General features: G+C 40.7%; 14 protein-coding genes. 5 read left to right on the plus strand and 9 right to left on the minus strand.

Annotated elements, in window-relative coordinates:
* Positions 1–28 precede the first annotated feature (28 nt).
* Positions 29–1,222: a mannonate dehydratase gene (uxuA, locus tag GD597_RS12400; protein WP_235954286.1), complete on the minus strand. Its 1,194-nt coding sequence runs from the start codon at positions 1,220–1,222 to the stop codon at positions 29–31.
* 105 nt (positions 1,223–1,327) lie between these two features.
* Positions 1,328–1,459, minus strand: a complete 132-nt coding sequence (locus GD597_RS22085; RefSeq protein ID WP_262888857.1) for a hypothetical protein — start codon at positions 1,457–1,459, stop codon at positions 1,328–1,330.
* A 131-nt stretch (positions 1,460–1,590) separates the two neighbouring features.
* Between GD597_RS22085 and bioB the strand changes: the two genes are divergently transcribed.
* Positions 1,591–2,589: a biotin synthase BioB gene (gene bioB, locus GD597_RS12405; protein WP_235954287.1), complete on the plus strand. Its 999-nt coding sequence runs from the start codon at positions 1,591–1,593 to the stop codon at positions 2,587–2,589.
* Between the two features lie 173 nt (positions 2,590–2,762).
* Here the strand turns inward: bioB and GD597_RS12410 are convergent, their stop codons facing one another.
* Entirely contained in the window at positions 2,763–3,587 is an 825-nt protein-coding gene (locus tag GD597_RS12410) for an energy transducer TonB (RefSeq protein ID WP_171608188.1), read from the minus strand.
* 322 nt (positions 3,588–3,909) lie between these two features.
* Positions 3,910–4,503 (minus strand): hypothetical protein, encoded by a 594-nt coding sequence (locus tag GD597_RS12415; protein ID WP_171608189.1) that lies wholly within the window; start codon positions 4,501–4,503, stop codon positions 3,910–3,912.
* Positions 4,504–4,765: 262 nt separating this feature from the next.
* Here GD597_RS12415 and GD597_RS12420 point away from each other — a divergent pair, with 262 nt between their 5' ends.
* A complete protein-coding gene (locus GD597_RS12420) occupies positions 4,766–6,178 on the plus strand; it encodes an MBL fold metallo-hydrolase (protein WP_171608190.1) in 1,413 nt (470 codons plus the stop codon).
* 286 nt (positions 6,179–6,464) lie between these two features.
* Here GD597_RS12420 and GD597_RS12425 read toward each other — a convergent pair whose 3' ends face one another.
* Together GD597_RS12425 and nadB are read right to left on the minus strand one after the other, a co-directional pair.
* On the minus strand, positions 6,465–7,346 hold the full coding sequence (locus GD597_RS12425; protein WP_171608191.1) for a lysophospholipid acyltransferase family protein: 882 nt from the start codon (positions 7,344–7,346) through the stop codon (positions 6,465–6,467).
* 199 nt (positions 7,347–7,545) lie between these two features.
* Entirely contained in the window at positions 7,546–9,171 is a 1,626-nt protein-coding gene (gene nadB, locus GD597_RS12430; RefSeq protein ID WP_171608192.1) for an L-aspartate oxidase, read from the minus strand.
* A gap of 456 nt (positions 9,172–9,627) precedes the next feature.
* Here nadB and GD597_RS12435 point away from each other — a divergent pair, with 456 nt between their 5' ends.
* The 3 genes from GD597_RS12435 (at position 9,628) to GD597_RS12445 (ending at position 12,201) form a co-directional block, all read left to right on the plus strand.
* Positions 9,628–11,490, plus strand: a complete 1,863-nt coding sequence (locus GD597_RS12435; RefSeq protein ID WP_171608193.1) for a carboxypeptidase-like regulatory domain-containing protein — start codon at positions 9,628–9,630, stop codon at positions 11,488–11,490.
* Positions 11,491–11,576: 86 nt separating this feature from the next.
* Positions 11,577–11,906, plus strand: coding sequence for a hypothetical protein (locus GD597_RS12440; RefSeq protein WP_171608194.1), 330 nt, complete (start codon positions 11,577–11,579; stop codon positions 11,904–11,906).
* A gap of 40 nt (positions 11,907–11,946) precedes the next feature.
* Positions 11,947–12,201: a hypothetical protein gene (locus GD597_RS12445; protein ID WP_171608195.1), complete on the plus strand. Its 255-nt coding sequence runs from the start codon at positions 11,947–11,949 to the stop codon at positions 12,199–12,201.
* Between the two features lie 201 nt (positions 12,202–12,402).
* On the opposite strand, the gene ispG is transcribed toward GD597_RS12445, so the two are convergent.
* The 3 genes from ispG to GD597_RS12460 form a co-directional block, all read right to left on the minus strand.
* On the minus strand, positions 12,403–14,427 hold the full coding sequence (ispG, locus tag GD597_RS12450) for a (E)-4-hydroxy-3-methylbut-2-enyl-diphosphate synthase (protein WP_171608196.1): 2,025 nt from the start codon (positions 14,425–14,427) through the stop codon (positions 12,403–12,405).
* Positions 14,428–14,657: 230 nt separating this feature from the next.
* Entirely contained in the window at positions 14,658–15,467 is an 810-nt protein-coding gene (locus GD597_RS12455; RefSeq protein ID WP_171608197.1) for a hypothetical protein, read from the minus strand.
* Positions 15,468–15,485: 18 nt separating this feature from the next.
* Positions 15,486–16,082 carry a tetratricopeptide repeat protein gene (locus GD597_RS12460; protein ID WP_171608198.1) on the minus strand — a complete coding sequence of 199 codons (597 nt, stop codon included), beginning with the start codon at positions 16,080–16,082 and terminating at the stop codon, positions 15,486–15,488.
* Between the last annotated feature and the right edge of the window lie 83 nt (positions 16,083–16,165).

Consider the following 16,165-nt stretch of genomic DNA (forward strand, 5'->3'; position numbering starts at 1 on the left):
GGTGGTTATAATATGTTTTGTAGCAAGGTTAATTCCGGGGTAATAATCCAAATTCTAAACCCCTTAGTTCGGCCAATCCTTTTAGCCTGCCAATGGCTGAGTAGCCGGGGTTGGTTTTTTTATGCAGGTCATCCAGCATTTGGTGACCATGGTCCGGCCGCATAGGCAGGCTTTCCTGTCTTTGCTGCATAATGGTTAAAATATTCTTTACCACCTGATACATATCTACATCGCCTTCAAGATGGTTGTCTTCATAAAAGTCTCCATATTCATTTCGGCGGGTACTGCGCAAATGTAAAAAGTGAATACGTTCAGCAAACTGCAATACCATTTCTGGCAGTTTGTTATCTGGCCTTACCCCAAAAGATCCTGTACAAAAGCATAAGCCATTATGCAGGGAGGGTACGGCATCAAATAATTGCTGTACCTGCCGGGCAGTACATACAACTCTTGGTAATCCCAGAATACTGTAAGGCGGGTCATCAGGGTGTATCGCCATGCGTATGCCTACTTCTTCGGCAACAGGTATGATATTGTTTAAAAAATAAATCAGGTTTTGTTGAAGTTGTTTTGTCTCAATACCATCATAGCGTGCAATGGCTTTTTTAAAATCTTCCAGGGTAAAACTCTCTTCGCTGCCCGGCAATCCGGCAATAATATTTTTTTGCAGCAGGCTAATATCTTCGTCGCTAGCCGATTCATACCAACTTTTGGCACGGGTCATTTCTTCCCAGGTATAATCTTTTTCAGCATTATTTCTTTGTAAAACATATACATCAAATGCGGCAAATGCTGCGCGTTCAAACGCAAGGGCTTTGCTGCCATCGGGTAATTCCAAGGCCAGGTTGGTGCGTGTCCAATCCAGCACCGGCATAAAATTATATGTTACGGTTTTAATGCCACAGGCAGCTAAATTATACAGGCTGTGTTTATAGTGCTCTATGTATATTTCGTAATTGCCGGATTGTGTTTTAATGTCTTCATGTACAGGTACACTTTCTACAACTTCCCAATCTAAACCGGCAGCGACTATTTCATTTTTACGTTGTAAAATATCTTCTACCTGCCAAACTTGTCCATTAGGTATATGATGCAGGGCAGTAACTACACCACTGCAGCCTGCCTGACGAATATCTGCAAGGCTTACGGGATCAGTTGGACCAAACCATCGCATGGTTTGTGTCATACAATAAACGGGGGCTATATTGGCGGATATTGACATGTTTTTTAAATTATAATAAGCTATGCAATGTAACTAAGTTATTGCTTTTGTTGGTAGCATACTACTACAATATTGTTTAAAATGTGTAATGTTTAGGCTAGGGTTTTAGCCCATTTCTTTTACCTGATTACAACGGTTGAGTTTGCTTTTTTTAATTACATCTATTTCAAATGCGGCCGATAATGCATCTTCACTATCTGATTTTGTATTTGCAATTAATTTATGCCCAGTTAACAATCAGTACTTGTTTTGCTGCCATAAAAGTTGAAAGTACAAGAGTGCGACGCAAGAAAAGCTTTATTACTAACCTGTAGTTTGGCACATAATAGCGCTCAACTCCCTATTTTTGTCATTCCAAAAAATTATATATGGAGAATATGATTAGAAATAACTGGACACTGGAAGAGATACACAATATCTATAATACTCCTTTACTGGAACTGATATATAAAGCTGCCACCATACACCGCGACTTTAACGATACTGCCGAAGTACAGGTTTGTACCTTACTTAGTATTAAAACCGGTGGTTGTAGCGAAGATTGCTCTTACTGCCCGCAGGCCGCCCGTTATAACACCGGCATAGATGTGCAGGCACTTATGAAAAAAGAGGAAGTGCTGGCATACGCCCAAAAGGCTAAAGATGCCGGCAGTACCCGTTTTTGTATGGGCGCCGCCTGGCGTGAAGTACGCGATAACCGCGACTTTGACCGCGTACTGGATATGGTAAAAGGCGTAAACGAAATGGGCATGGAAGTTTGCTGTACATTGGGCATGCTTACCGAACATCAGGCAGAGAAACTGGCCGAAGCCGGTTTATATGCTTACAACCATAACCTGGATACCAGCAAAGAACATTATAACGAAATTATTACTACCCGCACTTACGATGATCGTTTACAAACGCTTGATAATGTGCGCAAAGCCGGCGTTACCGTTTGTTGCGGCGGTATTATTGGTTTGGGCGAAACACATGCCGACCGTATTAAAATGCTGCACACCCTGGTAACCATGCCACAGCACCCCGAAAGTGTACCCATTAATGCATTGGTAGCTATTAAAGGCACCCCTTTAGAAAATAATAAAAAGGTAGACATTTGGGATATGGTGCGCATGATAGCCACCGCCCGTATTATAATGCCCAAAACCATGGTACGCTTAAGTGCCGGCCGCACCGATATGAGCGTTGCCGAGCAGGCTTTGTGTTTTATGGCCGGCGCCAACAGTATTTTTGCCGGCGATAAATTATTAACTACACCCAATCCATCTTTTGATGAGGATAATATCATGTTTCAACTATTGGGTTTAAAACCACGCGAATCTTTTAAAGCAGAAAAAGAGAAGTTGAAGGATATGGTAGAAGCGTAAAGCTTTTTTGGCCTGGCATTTGAATAAGTATGAGCTTTACTTGCGTCGCACACTTGTGCGGCTATAACTTAACCGGGCTTTTTAAAGGCAAATAATTTACAATAAAAAGAGTGGCAACAACGCCACTCTTTTTTTGTACTGCCGCCAAACATAATCACATTTACTGCGCTGCATTATCCTTCCTCAGTAACTACAAAAGTGATGGCTTGTTTTTGCCTGTAATTTACATTGCGGCCATTTTGTACGGCTGGTAACCATTGCTTACTTTTCTTAATTACTTTAATAGCTTCTGCCACAGTGCCATAACCGGGATCGTTTAAAGCCTGCACATCAGATACATTGCCTTCTTTATCAACAATAAAAGAAAGTACAACAGTATACTTGCCCGTAGGTGCACCATTATCAATTGGGGTAGAGGTGTTTAGTGTTCTTTCCAGGTATTTACTCCAGGCACCAATTCCGCCGGGAAATTTAGCTTCAATTTGTACAATTGCGGGAAAGTCATCTTCCTCTTCTTTATTGCCCGGTAATTCTACCTTGCCTGTACCTATGTTTTCGGGAGGTATTCCTACATTATCAATATTGTCGCCCTCTTTATTTTGGGTGCCAATTTTAATATTGTCTACTGCTTCATCAGTGGGTACTTCGGGTTTAGTAACCAGTTCATCTTCTACAATTACCGGAGGGGTAAAGCTGATGGTTTTAATTTCTACAGGTTTGGGTTTTGGCTGTTCAATAATAACTTCCTTTTTATCTTCAGTTGGTACGCTGGAGAGTACTACATCCTTAACTGCCATTTGGATATGGTCGTTTTTTTTAACGGCATTGGCCATTAAAATACCTGTAATAAATAGCAGGCAAACTGCCAGCATGCCTGCAATAGATTGTTTGATGCGCTTATTATAAGTGCTGCGCAAATCGTAAGCACCATAGAGTTTGTTTCTGCCTTCGAAAATAATGTCGAGCAGGTTGCTTTGTAAAATGTTGTTCGCGTTCATAGTTGTAAATTTTCTTCTATGACACGCTATGCAGGCTATTTCCATAAAAATAAAGTTTTATGGAAAATGAGGAAAACTGCATCTTAAGGCCAGTTGTTTTGTTCCTTTTTTTTTTGTTTGAAAGTATCGTTGTTATTGAGTTTGCTAAAATTATAAATTAATTTTTTAATAAATTCTATGCTGCATGCAATTGCTACAGTACAAGAGTGCGACGCAAGAGGCGATGAGTAGAATTGGGTAGCCTGGTTACAAACAATTGTATTATTTGGCTTTGCTGCAGCTATTACCATAAAAAAGCAGGAAAATGTTCCTGCTTTTATTATTATTTTTTGGATGACTTCTTTTTCTTTCCTTTTTCTCCAAAGAAGGTAAGTTGAATTTCTGCATCTTTTTGTACCCAGTTTTTGCAACCTTCCACCCCCGCAATAGCAATTAATTCTTTGATATTGTTGGAAAAATGAAACGGATGATTGGGGCCGGGAGGAATACACATCCACTCAACCGGAATGTCAACCATGCTTTTGCCTATAATTTGTGAACTGTTGTTAAGCAATGCATCTTTTATATAGCCAATAATATGGTTATTGTAAAAACGTAGGGTAACGGTGGACATGATTTCTACCCCTTCATCAGTAATATTGGTAGCTTGAAATTCTTCTTTAAATCCAAGAATTGCATCGGGCGATAAATGTTTTATGCGGCTATACATATCGCCTGGCAATTTGCAGGCTTCCAATGTAGTAATGGTAGGTATGCCGTTGTTTACCGCTTTAAAGGCCGAGTCTTTGCCTCCAAATGCAAAAGCACTTTGCATATTGGTTCCCATAACCATTAATATCAGCAGCATGGGTAAAAGCGCCTTTTGGCGTAAAACAGAAGAAGTATGTAAACACAGTTTAGTATAAATCCAATTCATAAGCAAACCACTTTATGGCAATTAAAAATAGTGGTGAATTCAGCTAGCTGGTCTTTTAAAGAATTGGATTTGAATGCGATGCAAGATGAAACATTATTGGCATTTGTAAAAATAAAAATTGCTTGCAAGTATTAAATTTTGCAAAAGAAGCAGGCAGGAATCCTGAAAATTTGCTTAACAACAAGTTTTCAAAATGCAAAAATGGAACTGAAAGATGGAGCTGGCTAGCCTCAATCAAATATATTTGCAAAAAAGTGATGATATGTATATTCAGCAATTATATACGGGTTGCCTAAGCGAAGCAGCATATTTTATTGAAAGTGAAGGCGAGGCTGCCGTGATTGACCCCATGCGTGATATAGAAGCGTATTTGCAATTAGCCGCAGAAAGAAAAGCTACCATTAAATATATTTTCGAAACCCATTTTCATGCAGATTTTGTTAGTGGACATATAGATTTAGCCTCTGCAACAGGTGCCCCCATTATTTACGGTCCAGATACAAAAGCACTTTTTAAAGTGCATATTGCGGCGGATGGGGAGGAGTTTGCCCTGGGTAAAGTAAAAATTAAAGTATTGCATACCCCAGGCCATACGCTGGAAAGTACCTGCTATTTATTACAGGATGAGGCTGGAAAGGATAATGCAGTATTTACAGGTGATACCTTATTTGTTGGGGATGTTGGCCGGCCAGATCTTTCGCAGCAGGGTGAAACACTTACTATGAATGATTTAGCCGGTATGCTGTATGAAAGTCTGCAAAAGAAAATTATGCCTTTGGCAGATGATGTGGTGGTTTATCCGGCCCATGGGGCAGGCAGCAGCTGTGGTAAAAATCTCGGCCCAAAAAGTTATAGCACCATTGGCGATGAAAAGCAATCCAACTATGCATTGCTGGCAAAAACCAAAGAAGCATTTATTCAATCTGTTACTGATGGGTTGGCCAACCCGCCATTGTATTTTCCTATTAATGCTGCCATGAATCAAAAAGGGTATAGTAGTATGGAAGAGGTATTGGCCAACGGCATGGTAGCCATTGCAGCAGATGCTTTTGAAGCCTTACTGGAGGATGATAATTATGTGATCTTAGATACAAGGCCCGGTAATTTGTTTACAGTTGGTTTTGTGCCCGGCAGTATTTTTATTGGTTTAGAAGGCCGCTTTGCAGAATGGGCAGGCTCACTACTACCTTTTGATAAAAAAATTGTGCTGGTAACAGAGCCGGGAAAACAAAAAGAATCCATCACCCGTTTGGCGAGGGTTGGTTTTGAGCTTTTTGGAGGCTATCTGGATGGCGGTTTTGAAGCATGGCAAAAAGCCGGCAAAACCATTGACTTAATTATTGATGTAGAACCAGATGAACTAGCCATGGATTTGCCTTTTGACGACAGGATTGTAGTGGTTGATGTACGCAAGGAAACCGAATTTGCCGATGGCCATGTAGCTGGTGCTGTAAACATTCCCCTAAGTAATTTAACCGATCCCGGTAGTATGGCTAATATAGACGATACAGATAATTTATATGTGCATTGCGCCAGTGGTTACCGCAGTGTAATTGCCAGCTCTTTAATAAAACGCCAGGGAATTCATAACCTGCGAAATATTGCAGGTGGCTGGGCCAAAATACAGGAAGAGGAAAGAATAGAAAAAGAAAAAAGCCCTGAAGTATTGAATTAATGGCAATCACAATTTGGTGCTTGTAAGCTATAATCATCTACCATAAATAAAGCCTGTAATATAATAAAGCATATTACAGGCTTTTTACTTTACCATATCACATCTTAAGTTTATACTAAAAATTGAAGTACATTTTTTTAGCCCGGCAAAAGATGTATATGGCATCTTTTCTTGCGTCGTACACTTGTACTGTGGAATATATCGGGGCTTTAAACAGCCCAAACGCATAACTGCAAAGCCTGGATTAAAAAATAAATCTTGCAATGGCAATGCAAATGCCCCCTATTTATATAACCAGTTTCTGGTATTTTTCCGGTTCAAATTCCCATTTCCAGCGGCGGTGGCTCCATAAATAATTAGCCGGGTGTTTGCGGATAGTATCTTCTACAAATGCTACCATTTTTTTTGTTATTTCTCCTGCCGGCAGGTCGCGTGGTTCGGTGGTAAGTAATACCATATCGGTTTTATAGTAACCACGTTTTACCTTATAAAAATTGCACATTACAATGGCGGTATTAGCCACTTTGGCACCGCGTTCGGGTCCTTTTACTATGGGCGTCATTTTGCCAAAGAAATTTGTCCAGTAAGCCTGACTTGGGTTGCCGGGGTTTTGATCTCCTACCAGTGCAAGGCAATATTGCTGTTTGCTGTATCCGGCAAATTTTGTTGAGAATTCGGTGGCAGCAATTAACTGGGCCCCAAATCTTTTACGCATATGTATAAAAATGCGGTCCATAATTTTATTGCTGATAGGCATATACACTGTTAACAGTGGATATTTAAAATTATTGCTATAGCCCAGGTTGGCAAATTCCCAATTAAAAAAATGGCCGGAGTGTAATTGCACTTTTTTGCCGGTAGCATACAAATTGTTTACTACTTCAAAATTGCCTGCAAAACGTTTGTTCATTTCTTCGCTGGAAATGGAGAAGAGTTTAATGGTTTCAATAAAATTATCAATAAAACCTTTGTAAAACTCTTTCATTATAGCAGTACGTTCTTCCATTGATTTTTCGGGAAAGGCAATGGCCAGGTTTTCTGACACAACATCCCTGCGATACCGTACTATATGATACAGTATAAAAGAAACACCATCGCTTATAATATATAGTAAACGCCAGGGTAATAAAGAAACCAAATATAAAAAGCCATACACAATAGAATACATGCAGCTATAAATTAAAATGGTAGCAAAGATAATACATCGTGTTGCTTTGAATTTGTTTATACATTAACCGGGTTGAAAGTATGGCTGGGTGCAGCAATTAACAGGCTGTTTACAGCTGCATAAAATTACTGCCGTACAAGAGTGCGACGCAACGGATGCTTAATTTTTAGGTATTAGCCCGGTACATAAAAACCTGGCTTTACAGTATTATGTTTTGTATTAGCTCTTGTTTACCCAAATGATCTGTGTTAAAATGCAATCCGCGGCTTTCTTTTCTAAATTCGGCGCCTTTTACAATTAAATAACCTACAGTAATAAGGTTTCTTAACTCGCAAAGCTGCGGCGATACACGGGTAGATTTGTATAAGGTTTCTGTTTCTTCGTACAGGAGGTCCAACCTTTTCATGGCGCGGTTTAAACGTACATCGGTACGTACAATGCCCACATAATCACTCATTATTTGTTGCAGTTCTTTAAGGCTTTGGGTAATAAGAATCATTTCTTTGGGGTCCGTGGTGCCTTTGGCATTCCAGTCCGGAATATCAACGCCTTCCAGTCCGCCGCCGGTTGGGCTCGCCTCAGTTACGGTATTAATTCTTTTAACTGAATCCAAAAAAGCCCGGTGACTAAAAACCATGGCTTCCAGCAGGCTGTTGCTGGCAAGCCGGTTGGCGCCATGCAGTCCGCTGCTGGCACATTCGCCGCAAGCATACAGGTTTAGTATAGAGGTACGGCCCCATTCATCGGCCTTAATACCGCCACAGCTATAATGGGCTGCCGGTGCTACGGGTATCATTTGCTGCATCACATCTATACCAATGCTTTTACATTTTTCATAAATATTGGGAAAGTGATGTACAAATTTTTCTACGCTCATATGCCTGCAATCCAGGTACACATGTTCTGTACCGGTACGTTTCATTTCACTGTCTATGGCACGGGCAACAATATCACGTGGGGCAAGGTCTTTACGGGGGTCGTATTTTTCCATAAAAGCTTCGCCATCCTTATTGCGTAAAATACCCCCATCGCCACGTACGGCTTCGGTTATAAGAAATGAAGGCGATACACCCGGTTCGTATAAAGCGGTGGGGTGAAACTGAATAAACTCCATATTTTCTATCCTGCCTTTGGCGCGGTATACCATGGCAATACCATCGCCGGTAGCAATTTTGGGGTTGGTGGTAGTGCGGTATGCCTGGCCACAACCGCCACTGGCTAAAATGGTAATATTCGATAGAATTTTTTCTATTTTATTGGTTTGCAGGTTTAAAATGTAAACGCCATAACAGGTAATATCCTGTGTTGATTTAGTAACCAAATAACCCAGGTGATGCTGTGTAATAATATCTACCACAAAGCAATGGTTTATAAGCGTAATGTTTTTATAACTGGCAACAGTATCTAACAGGGCTCTTTCCATTTCTTTGCCGGTAACATCTTTATGATGCAGTATGCGGTGTTCACTATGACCGCCTTCCATACCCAGGGCATAATCTCCGGTGGCGGTTTTGTCAAAACGGGCACCATATTCAATAATTTCTCTTATGCGTTCGGGGCCTTCGGTTACCACAATTTCTACAATTTTTTTATTGCAAAGTCCATCGCCGGCAATAAGGGTATCTTCTATATGTTTTTCAAAACTGTCGTTGTCTTCGTCCCACACACCGGCTACACCGCCCTGGGCATATTTTGTGTTGGTTTCATCGGCCTGCGTTTTGGTTATTACAGTAATTTTTTTTTCGGGGAAATAAGCTGCTGTTTTTAGGGCGTAGGTTAAACCGGCAATACCCGAACCAATAACTAAAAAATCTGTTTGCGGCATATGATGTTCTTATTTGATGCATAAAGTTATACAGCACAAGAGTGCGACGCAACAAAAGTTTAACAGCAATACAATAGCCGGGTACAAAAAATAAACCCGGTCCAATTTTATTAGTGTATTTGTTATACGGGCAGTGGTTTTTTATGGCATCGCCGCTTGCGTCGCAATCACTTCATCGTTCGGGTTTTATGGCAGCTGCAAACAACCTGAAATTTTTTTAAAAGCTTTGTTTCCCTTTTGTTTCTGGGTACGACAAATATCTCATTACACCGCATCTGCGCAACAAAAAACAACTTGTTGGCCGTTGCTAACCTTACTTGTATACTGGTTTTTGCCGGCCACAAAGGCCAACTATACAAGTGCTTACCATACAACTGCAACTATAAACTGTAAAGCCAGCCGGCAACAGTAGGTAGCTGTGGTAAAAAATTTTAAAAAAATTAAAAAAACACTACAATGGAATTTATTCTCAAAGGAAATTTACTAGGCTATATATGCGACGATTGCATAGAAGCCATTAGTGGCGCCGAGGTATTAATTTACCTGCCATGGAAAGAGCAGCGCATCACCGCCAACGCTGTTGCCAGCACAAAAGATACTTTCAGGCTGGTAGAAGCCGCCGAAAAAGAACAAAGAGCTTCTTTATTAATTGCCAAAGGCATTACAGATGAGGCCGGCAATTTTAGTATTGGCATTGATGAAAAATACAGCGATAGCGCTTTTGATATTGATTTTACCTGTGTTACAGTGCCTCATGGTCCACATATTCCTCATAGAAATCCTCCCCAGTTTCACTTAACCACGGTATACCCACAATGGAAAATGACTGATAAAAGAGATGGCTACAGCTATTTCTGGAGTTATAGTATTACCAACAGATGGTGGTGTTATATTCGCGGCTATTATTTTGATGCATGGGTTATTTGCGGCCATTTGGTAAACTGCAAAACCGGTGCGCCAATTGGCGGTGCAACTGTTAGGGCTTATGATGCCGATTTACTTACCGATGATTTGCTTGGCACAGTTACTACAGATGCAGACGGGCATTTCAGGATTGACTATTCCAGTGCAGATTTTAGGGTAAACTTTTTTCCATTAAACCTGGAAACAGATATTGAAGCGCCATTTTTTAGCAGTGGCCCGGATGTATATTTTAAAGCTGAACTGGCAGGCGTACAACTGGTAGATGAAACAGCCGCCAATAGAAGAAAAAATGTAGGTTACTGTCTTTGTGTACGCTTATGCTCTGAAGTAAATGTAATAACAGGTGGTGGTGATGAAGGTTTCCCAAGTGCCTGGACAAGCATTGGCTCTAGCTTTGATATTCCTACAGGCCCAATATTAAACAGTTTTGATGCCGATGGTTATGCCAGTGCCGCCAAATATGCCATTACAGGTCAGATTCGTTTAACAGGTCAGGCAGCGCCTAAAATTGCTGGTCATCGTGTTGAATATCGTTTTTTGGTAAGCCATGTTACCACGCCCAATGGCGGTGCAGCACCTGCCATAGCCAACTTTACCAAAATTATTGGCGTAACACCTAATCTTTTTGTAGCAAGTGTGGTGGCAAAGCTTAGAAAAAACAGCTTTCCATTTAATATAATGAATGTGATCAGCGATCAATCTGACTTTGATGCAGATGGTTGGTTTGATATTAATAACGCTATTGAACGCACCCTTACCAATGCAGGCATTCCATTAGCAGATATTAATAACTACGATTTTATTGATGAAGATACGTTGATGATGCTGGATACCAGCGCTTTAACCACTGCACCCAATGTACCTTTAAATGTTGCCAATGCCGGCCAGCCGGTACCTGCGGCCAATAAAATTCCAATTGAAAAAATTGCTATACGTTTTGAAATACGCGAAGTAATTAATAAAGCTACCAATTCCTTTGTGCCGGTATTGGGTACAGGCCAAACGCTTAACTCAATGATTGTAAACAATAACCCCATTTTTGTTAAATACTCGGTGGCAGAATTGGAAACATTGGGTGATTGCTCTCCTTTGAATGGCACCGTACATGCAAAATATACTGTGTACCATCCGCACCTGCAGTCGGCCAGTATTAATGTGCATAGCAATGGGTATGCAATTAATAAAAATTTGTCCGACGGATTTATAACGCTTTCTGGCAATACTAATGCCGCAGTAGATGGTGGTAATAATAATAGTTTGCAAATCAACGCCACACCAAACGATCTGATTCGTTGTACCTACATACTCACCTTTGGAGCTCAGGTACGTATGCATACAGGCGATTCGCAGGTGTATAACAGTTTTGCACCACTGGCATTCTTTTACGATATATAAGCCTACATAAATCCGGCGAGTTAGATGGTTAATTGCCGGATTTACCCTTTACCCTTAAAAATCTATTTGTTTAAACCGCATAAACAATGGAAATAACAAGCACTTATTTTATTATAGCCTCTTTAGCAGTATGGCGGTTAACGCATTTACTTGCAAAGGAAGATGGTCCTTTCGATATAATTTTTCTCATGCGGCAAAAAGCAGGAGCAGGTTTCTTTGGAAGCCTGCTCGACTGCTTTTATTGTGTTAGTGTATGGATAGCTTTTCCTTTTGGATGCTGGCTGGGAGCAGATTGGCCCCAACGTTTGCTTTTGTGGCTGGCCTTATCTGGTGCAGCCTGCCTGGCAGAGCAATGTACCGCACCCAAAAAAAGTAAGCCGGAAATACCTGTATTTTTTGAAGAACCAGCTGAATAGTAATACATAATTCTACCCTCATAATTAAAACAAAACAAAGATGTGTAATTGCGGAAGTAAAAGAGATAACTATACCAATCAGGTACATTCCAATGCTACCAGCCGTTTTGAAACTGTGCAGGAAAAAGCCGCTGTACAGCAGGTGCAGTTTCAATATAATGGTAAAACATCTTTAACTGTAATAGGCAATATAACAGGCACCCGGTACCGTTTTACTGTGCCAGGTGTTATTTTGGCCGTAGATTTAAAAGATGCGGCAGGCATGTCGTATATTCAAATGCTATGCAAAATATAGTAGTTGCTAAAATCAGTTATTTTTTAGCCGGGCATGATTGCAATGGGCGGCTTTACTTGCGTCGCACTCTTGTGCGGCCGGATAGATTATGCAGCTGTTTAAAAATGTATTTTTGCTTTGCCGGGTTATATCACCGAACCCCGCAGTGTGCGACGCAACGGCTGCTGCCATTGGTTTTGCTGCCGGGTCCATACATGTGTATTACATTACAGGTTCAATCCAGGCTTCGTTTTCTTTAAGCAGGTTTATTAATTCATCTACCGCAATAGCACTGTCTACATTGCGCTTTACTATTTCTTTTCCCTTATATAAAGTTATTTTGCCGGGGCCGCTGCCTACATAACCAAAATCTGCATCGGCCATTTCTCCGGGGCCATTTACAATACAACCCATAATGGCTATTTTAACACCTTTCAGGTGGTTGGTGCGGGAACGTATTTTCGCGGTAGTTTCCTGCAAATCGAATAAGGTTCTGCCACAGGATGGGCAGGATATATATTCTGTTTTTGAAATACGGGTACGGGTAGCCTGCAGTATGGTAAATGCGGTAGCGTTTATAAACTGCTCAACCGTAGAATTGCTTAAATAATTTCTGCCGCTGGCATTTTGTGCATTATTGTTGTTGGTGGCGGTATAGCTTTTTTGAGACATGCCCAAACACAAGCCATCTCCAAAACCATCCAACAGTAAAGCGCCGCATTCTGTTGCAAAATGTATCAAATGTTCATCTGCCGTTTGCCAGTTACTATCGCACATAATTACTACCGGATTATGGATATTTCTTTGTAATAACTCCATAAACATACGGCGTACCGAAGGCATTGCCTGCTGATTGGTGCTGCTAAGGCAAATAACTACCGTATTGTCGTTCGCCAGCTCATTTAAATTGGTAAAATCGTTTAGTGAGGTTTGATCGTTAAAACAATCAATCATCACAAAATTAAGTGTATCGCTTTTCCAGGTGCCGTTAAGGTAGGCGCCGCTATCATAAAGGGGAAAATATTTTTCTTTATCATTAGACAGGTGCCAGGTGGCAGGGTAAACAATTACTTTCAGCGTACCAGGCAAGGCAAAATCAAGCAACTCATTGCCTGTAAAAATATAATCTGCCGCCGCATCGCTTATGTTCCATTTATCGCTATTGGAATCATATGTATATCCAACGCTTTCTAAATGGGCGGGACTAATTTTATTTATTTTGCTTAAGTCGGCAATTACCACCGGTACCTGATTACCGCCAATATTATTAATGGCAAAACTGGACCGTTTTTTATAAACAAAAGGTGAGTATGGTATTTTTTCAATGGCCGGTACCGAGCCATTTGTATGCTTGTTGTTTACGGTACCCTGATAACGCTTAACCAGGTCTTTACAAACGGGCACTTCAAATTCGGGGTCTTCGGTTAAACTAACGCGTATGGTATCGCCAATACCATCCTCCAGCAGGGTGCCAATACCTGCGGCACTTTTTACACGGCCATCTTCGCCATCACCAGCTTCGGTAACGCCAAGGTGCAGGGGGTAACATTCGCCAAATTCTGCATCCATTTGTTGTATAAGCAAGCGATAAGCCTGTACCATTACCTGCGGATTACTGCTCTTCATGCTAAGCAATATATTGTGGTAATTTTCATGGCGTGCTACCCGTAAAAATTCCATGGCACTTTCTACCATGCCCATGGGTGTATCTCCATAACGGCTCATGATTCTATCACTAAGACTGCCGTGGTTGGTGCCAATGCGCATTGCCGTGCCATATTCTTTGCAGATTTTTATAAGAGGTGTAAAGCGATCTCTTATACGGTCTATTTCCTCTGCATATTCAGCATCGGAATATTCCAGTTGCTCAAATTTTTTCTTGTCGATATAATTCCCCGGGTTTACACGTACTTTTTCTACTATGCGTGCTGCAATTTCTGCTGCATTGGGTGTAAAATGTATATCGGCAATAATCGGGGTAGTATAACCACGTGCACGTAGTTCGTTTTTTATATTGAGTAAATTCTCTGCTTCTTTTTTACTGGGTGCTGTAATACGTACCATTTCGGCGCCGGCTTCTATACAGCGGATACATTGTTCAACAGTGGCAATGGTATCCATGGTATCTGTTGTGGTCATGGTTTGCACCCTAATTGGGTTGAAATTACCCAATAAAAGATCGCCCACTTTTACTTCTTTGGTTTTTAGTCTGCTGTATTGCGTAAGTGAATTACAATATAATTGCATAGTAAATGTTGTATTGCTTGTTTGCGTTACCGCAAATGATTTGCAAAAATAACAATTAAAATACAGCATGGTTTAATGTGTATACTGTTATTATATGCTATTGCCTGCCGCTAGCTTATTTTGCGTTAGGGATTGCAGTGAAAAGCCCGCAGCCATGCGTAGTGCAACGCAGCCTGGCGAGGACTTGTAACGGAAAGCCCGGCCCTGTAAAGGGCAACGCCCAATTGGTATTAATAAATTACTTCATACTCCATCGAGGAGGGGCTTCCGAACATATCGGTTATATTGTTGGTAAAGCTGATGGTTTTTTTATCGGCTGATACTACGGAATTGCCGCCCTTGTAAGACTTAACCGGGTTGGGCAATACATAGGTGCTTTTGTAACTAATACTGCCCATCATTGGGGCCAGTTGTTGCAGCATTTGCAGCGAACTGTTTTCGCTAACCATGGAATTAATGATAGTGCTATCTGTTAAAACATTAGAAATTTTGTTGCCCTGCACACTAAAGGTAAATGCGGATGAAAATGGATTCCTGGTATTAGACAACTGGCTGAACTGGCCACCTGCACCTGCAAGATCTTCGGGTAAATCGGCAGAGGCATCTTTATTCATTAACTTATCAGTAAAGCGCATTTTTTTCAGGGCTGCGGCAAATTCTTTTTTGAGCTGGGGCAACTGACTGATATTTTTAAAGGGTACTGACAAGTTTATTTTTACTTCATCGCTCATTTCATCCAAATGCAGCCATAATTTGCCATCGTGCAGCATGGCTTTTTCCTCATCGCTTAATGTAGTTGCTGTATCAGTAAAGCTTTTGAAATAAATGGTAGTGTCTTTTTGTTGTTTTTCGCGGCCATCAGTTTCAAGGCTTTTACCAGTAAGCATTTGCATTTGAGACATAAACCCATCCATCGCAATATTGATGGAATATTCGCCAGAGTTATCTTTATTAATTACTACTTTTTCTTCTGTATCCAGGCAGGAAACCCATACCAAAGAAATCAAAACTGTAATAACGGGATACCCTAATTTTTTCATTGTTATTTTTTTAAAAATTTACCAATCTTTTTCAGGTTGCTGGCGGTTGGTTTTTTGCTGCAGCCTTTTTTGTAATTGTTTTTCTTTATCTCTTAATTCGTTTAGCTTTTGTTCAATAAGGTCTTTATTCAGCGGCTTATTTTTCTGTTGTTGCTTTTTATTATTTGCCGGTGGTGGCGGTGCAGCTTGTTGTTGTTTTCTAAGTTCTATCAGCGCTTTTTGCAAATTTTCTCTTGCTTCCTCATCTGTTGGGTCTAGTAATAAAGACTGCTTAAAAGAGCCAATGGCATCCTGAAGTTTTTGCTGCGCTACCTGTACCACTCCCTTATTGTACAAGGCTTTTGCCTTAAGATTATTGTCGGTGCTAACTGCCGCATCGTCAAATAATTTTTCTGCATCTGCATTGTTATTTAAGCGGCTATAGGCATTGCCCATATTAAAAGTGGCGGCCTTGTTCTTTGCATCGGTAGCCAGGGCGGTTTTGTATAATTCGATGGCATTTTTATAATCACCTTTACGATAACTATCATTGCCCTTATTTACAGTTGTATTAGGATCCTGTGCCAAGGCAAATTGGCAAAAACAAATAGTTAATATGATAAATAAATATTTCATTTTTTTGAGCCCGGCAGCAAAACTATTTGCTAATTTACTTGCGTCGCACTCTTGTACTTTCAGTTATTTATGCAGCCAAAAGA

Source organism: Limnovirga soli, assembly GCF_013106755.1.
Taxonomy (GTDB): domain Bacteria; phylum Bacteroidota; class Bacteroidia; order Chitinophagales; family Chitinophagaceae; genus Limnovirga; species Limnovirga soli.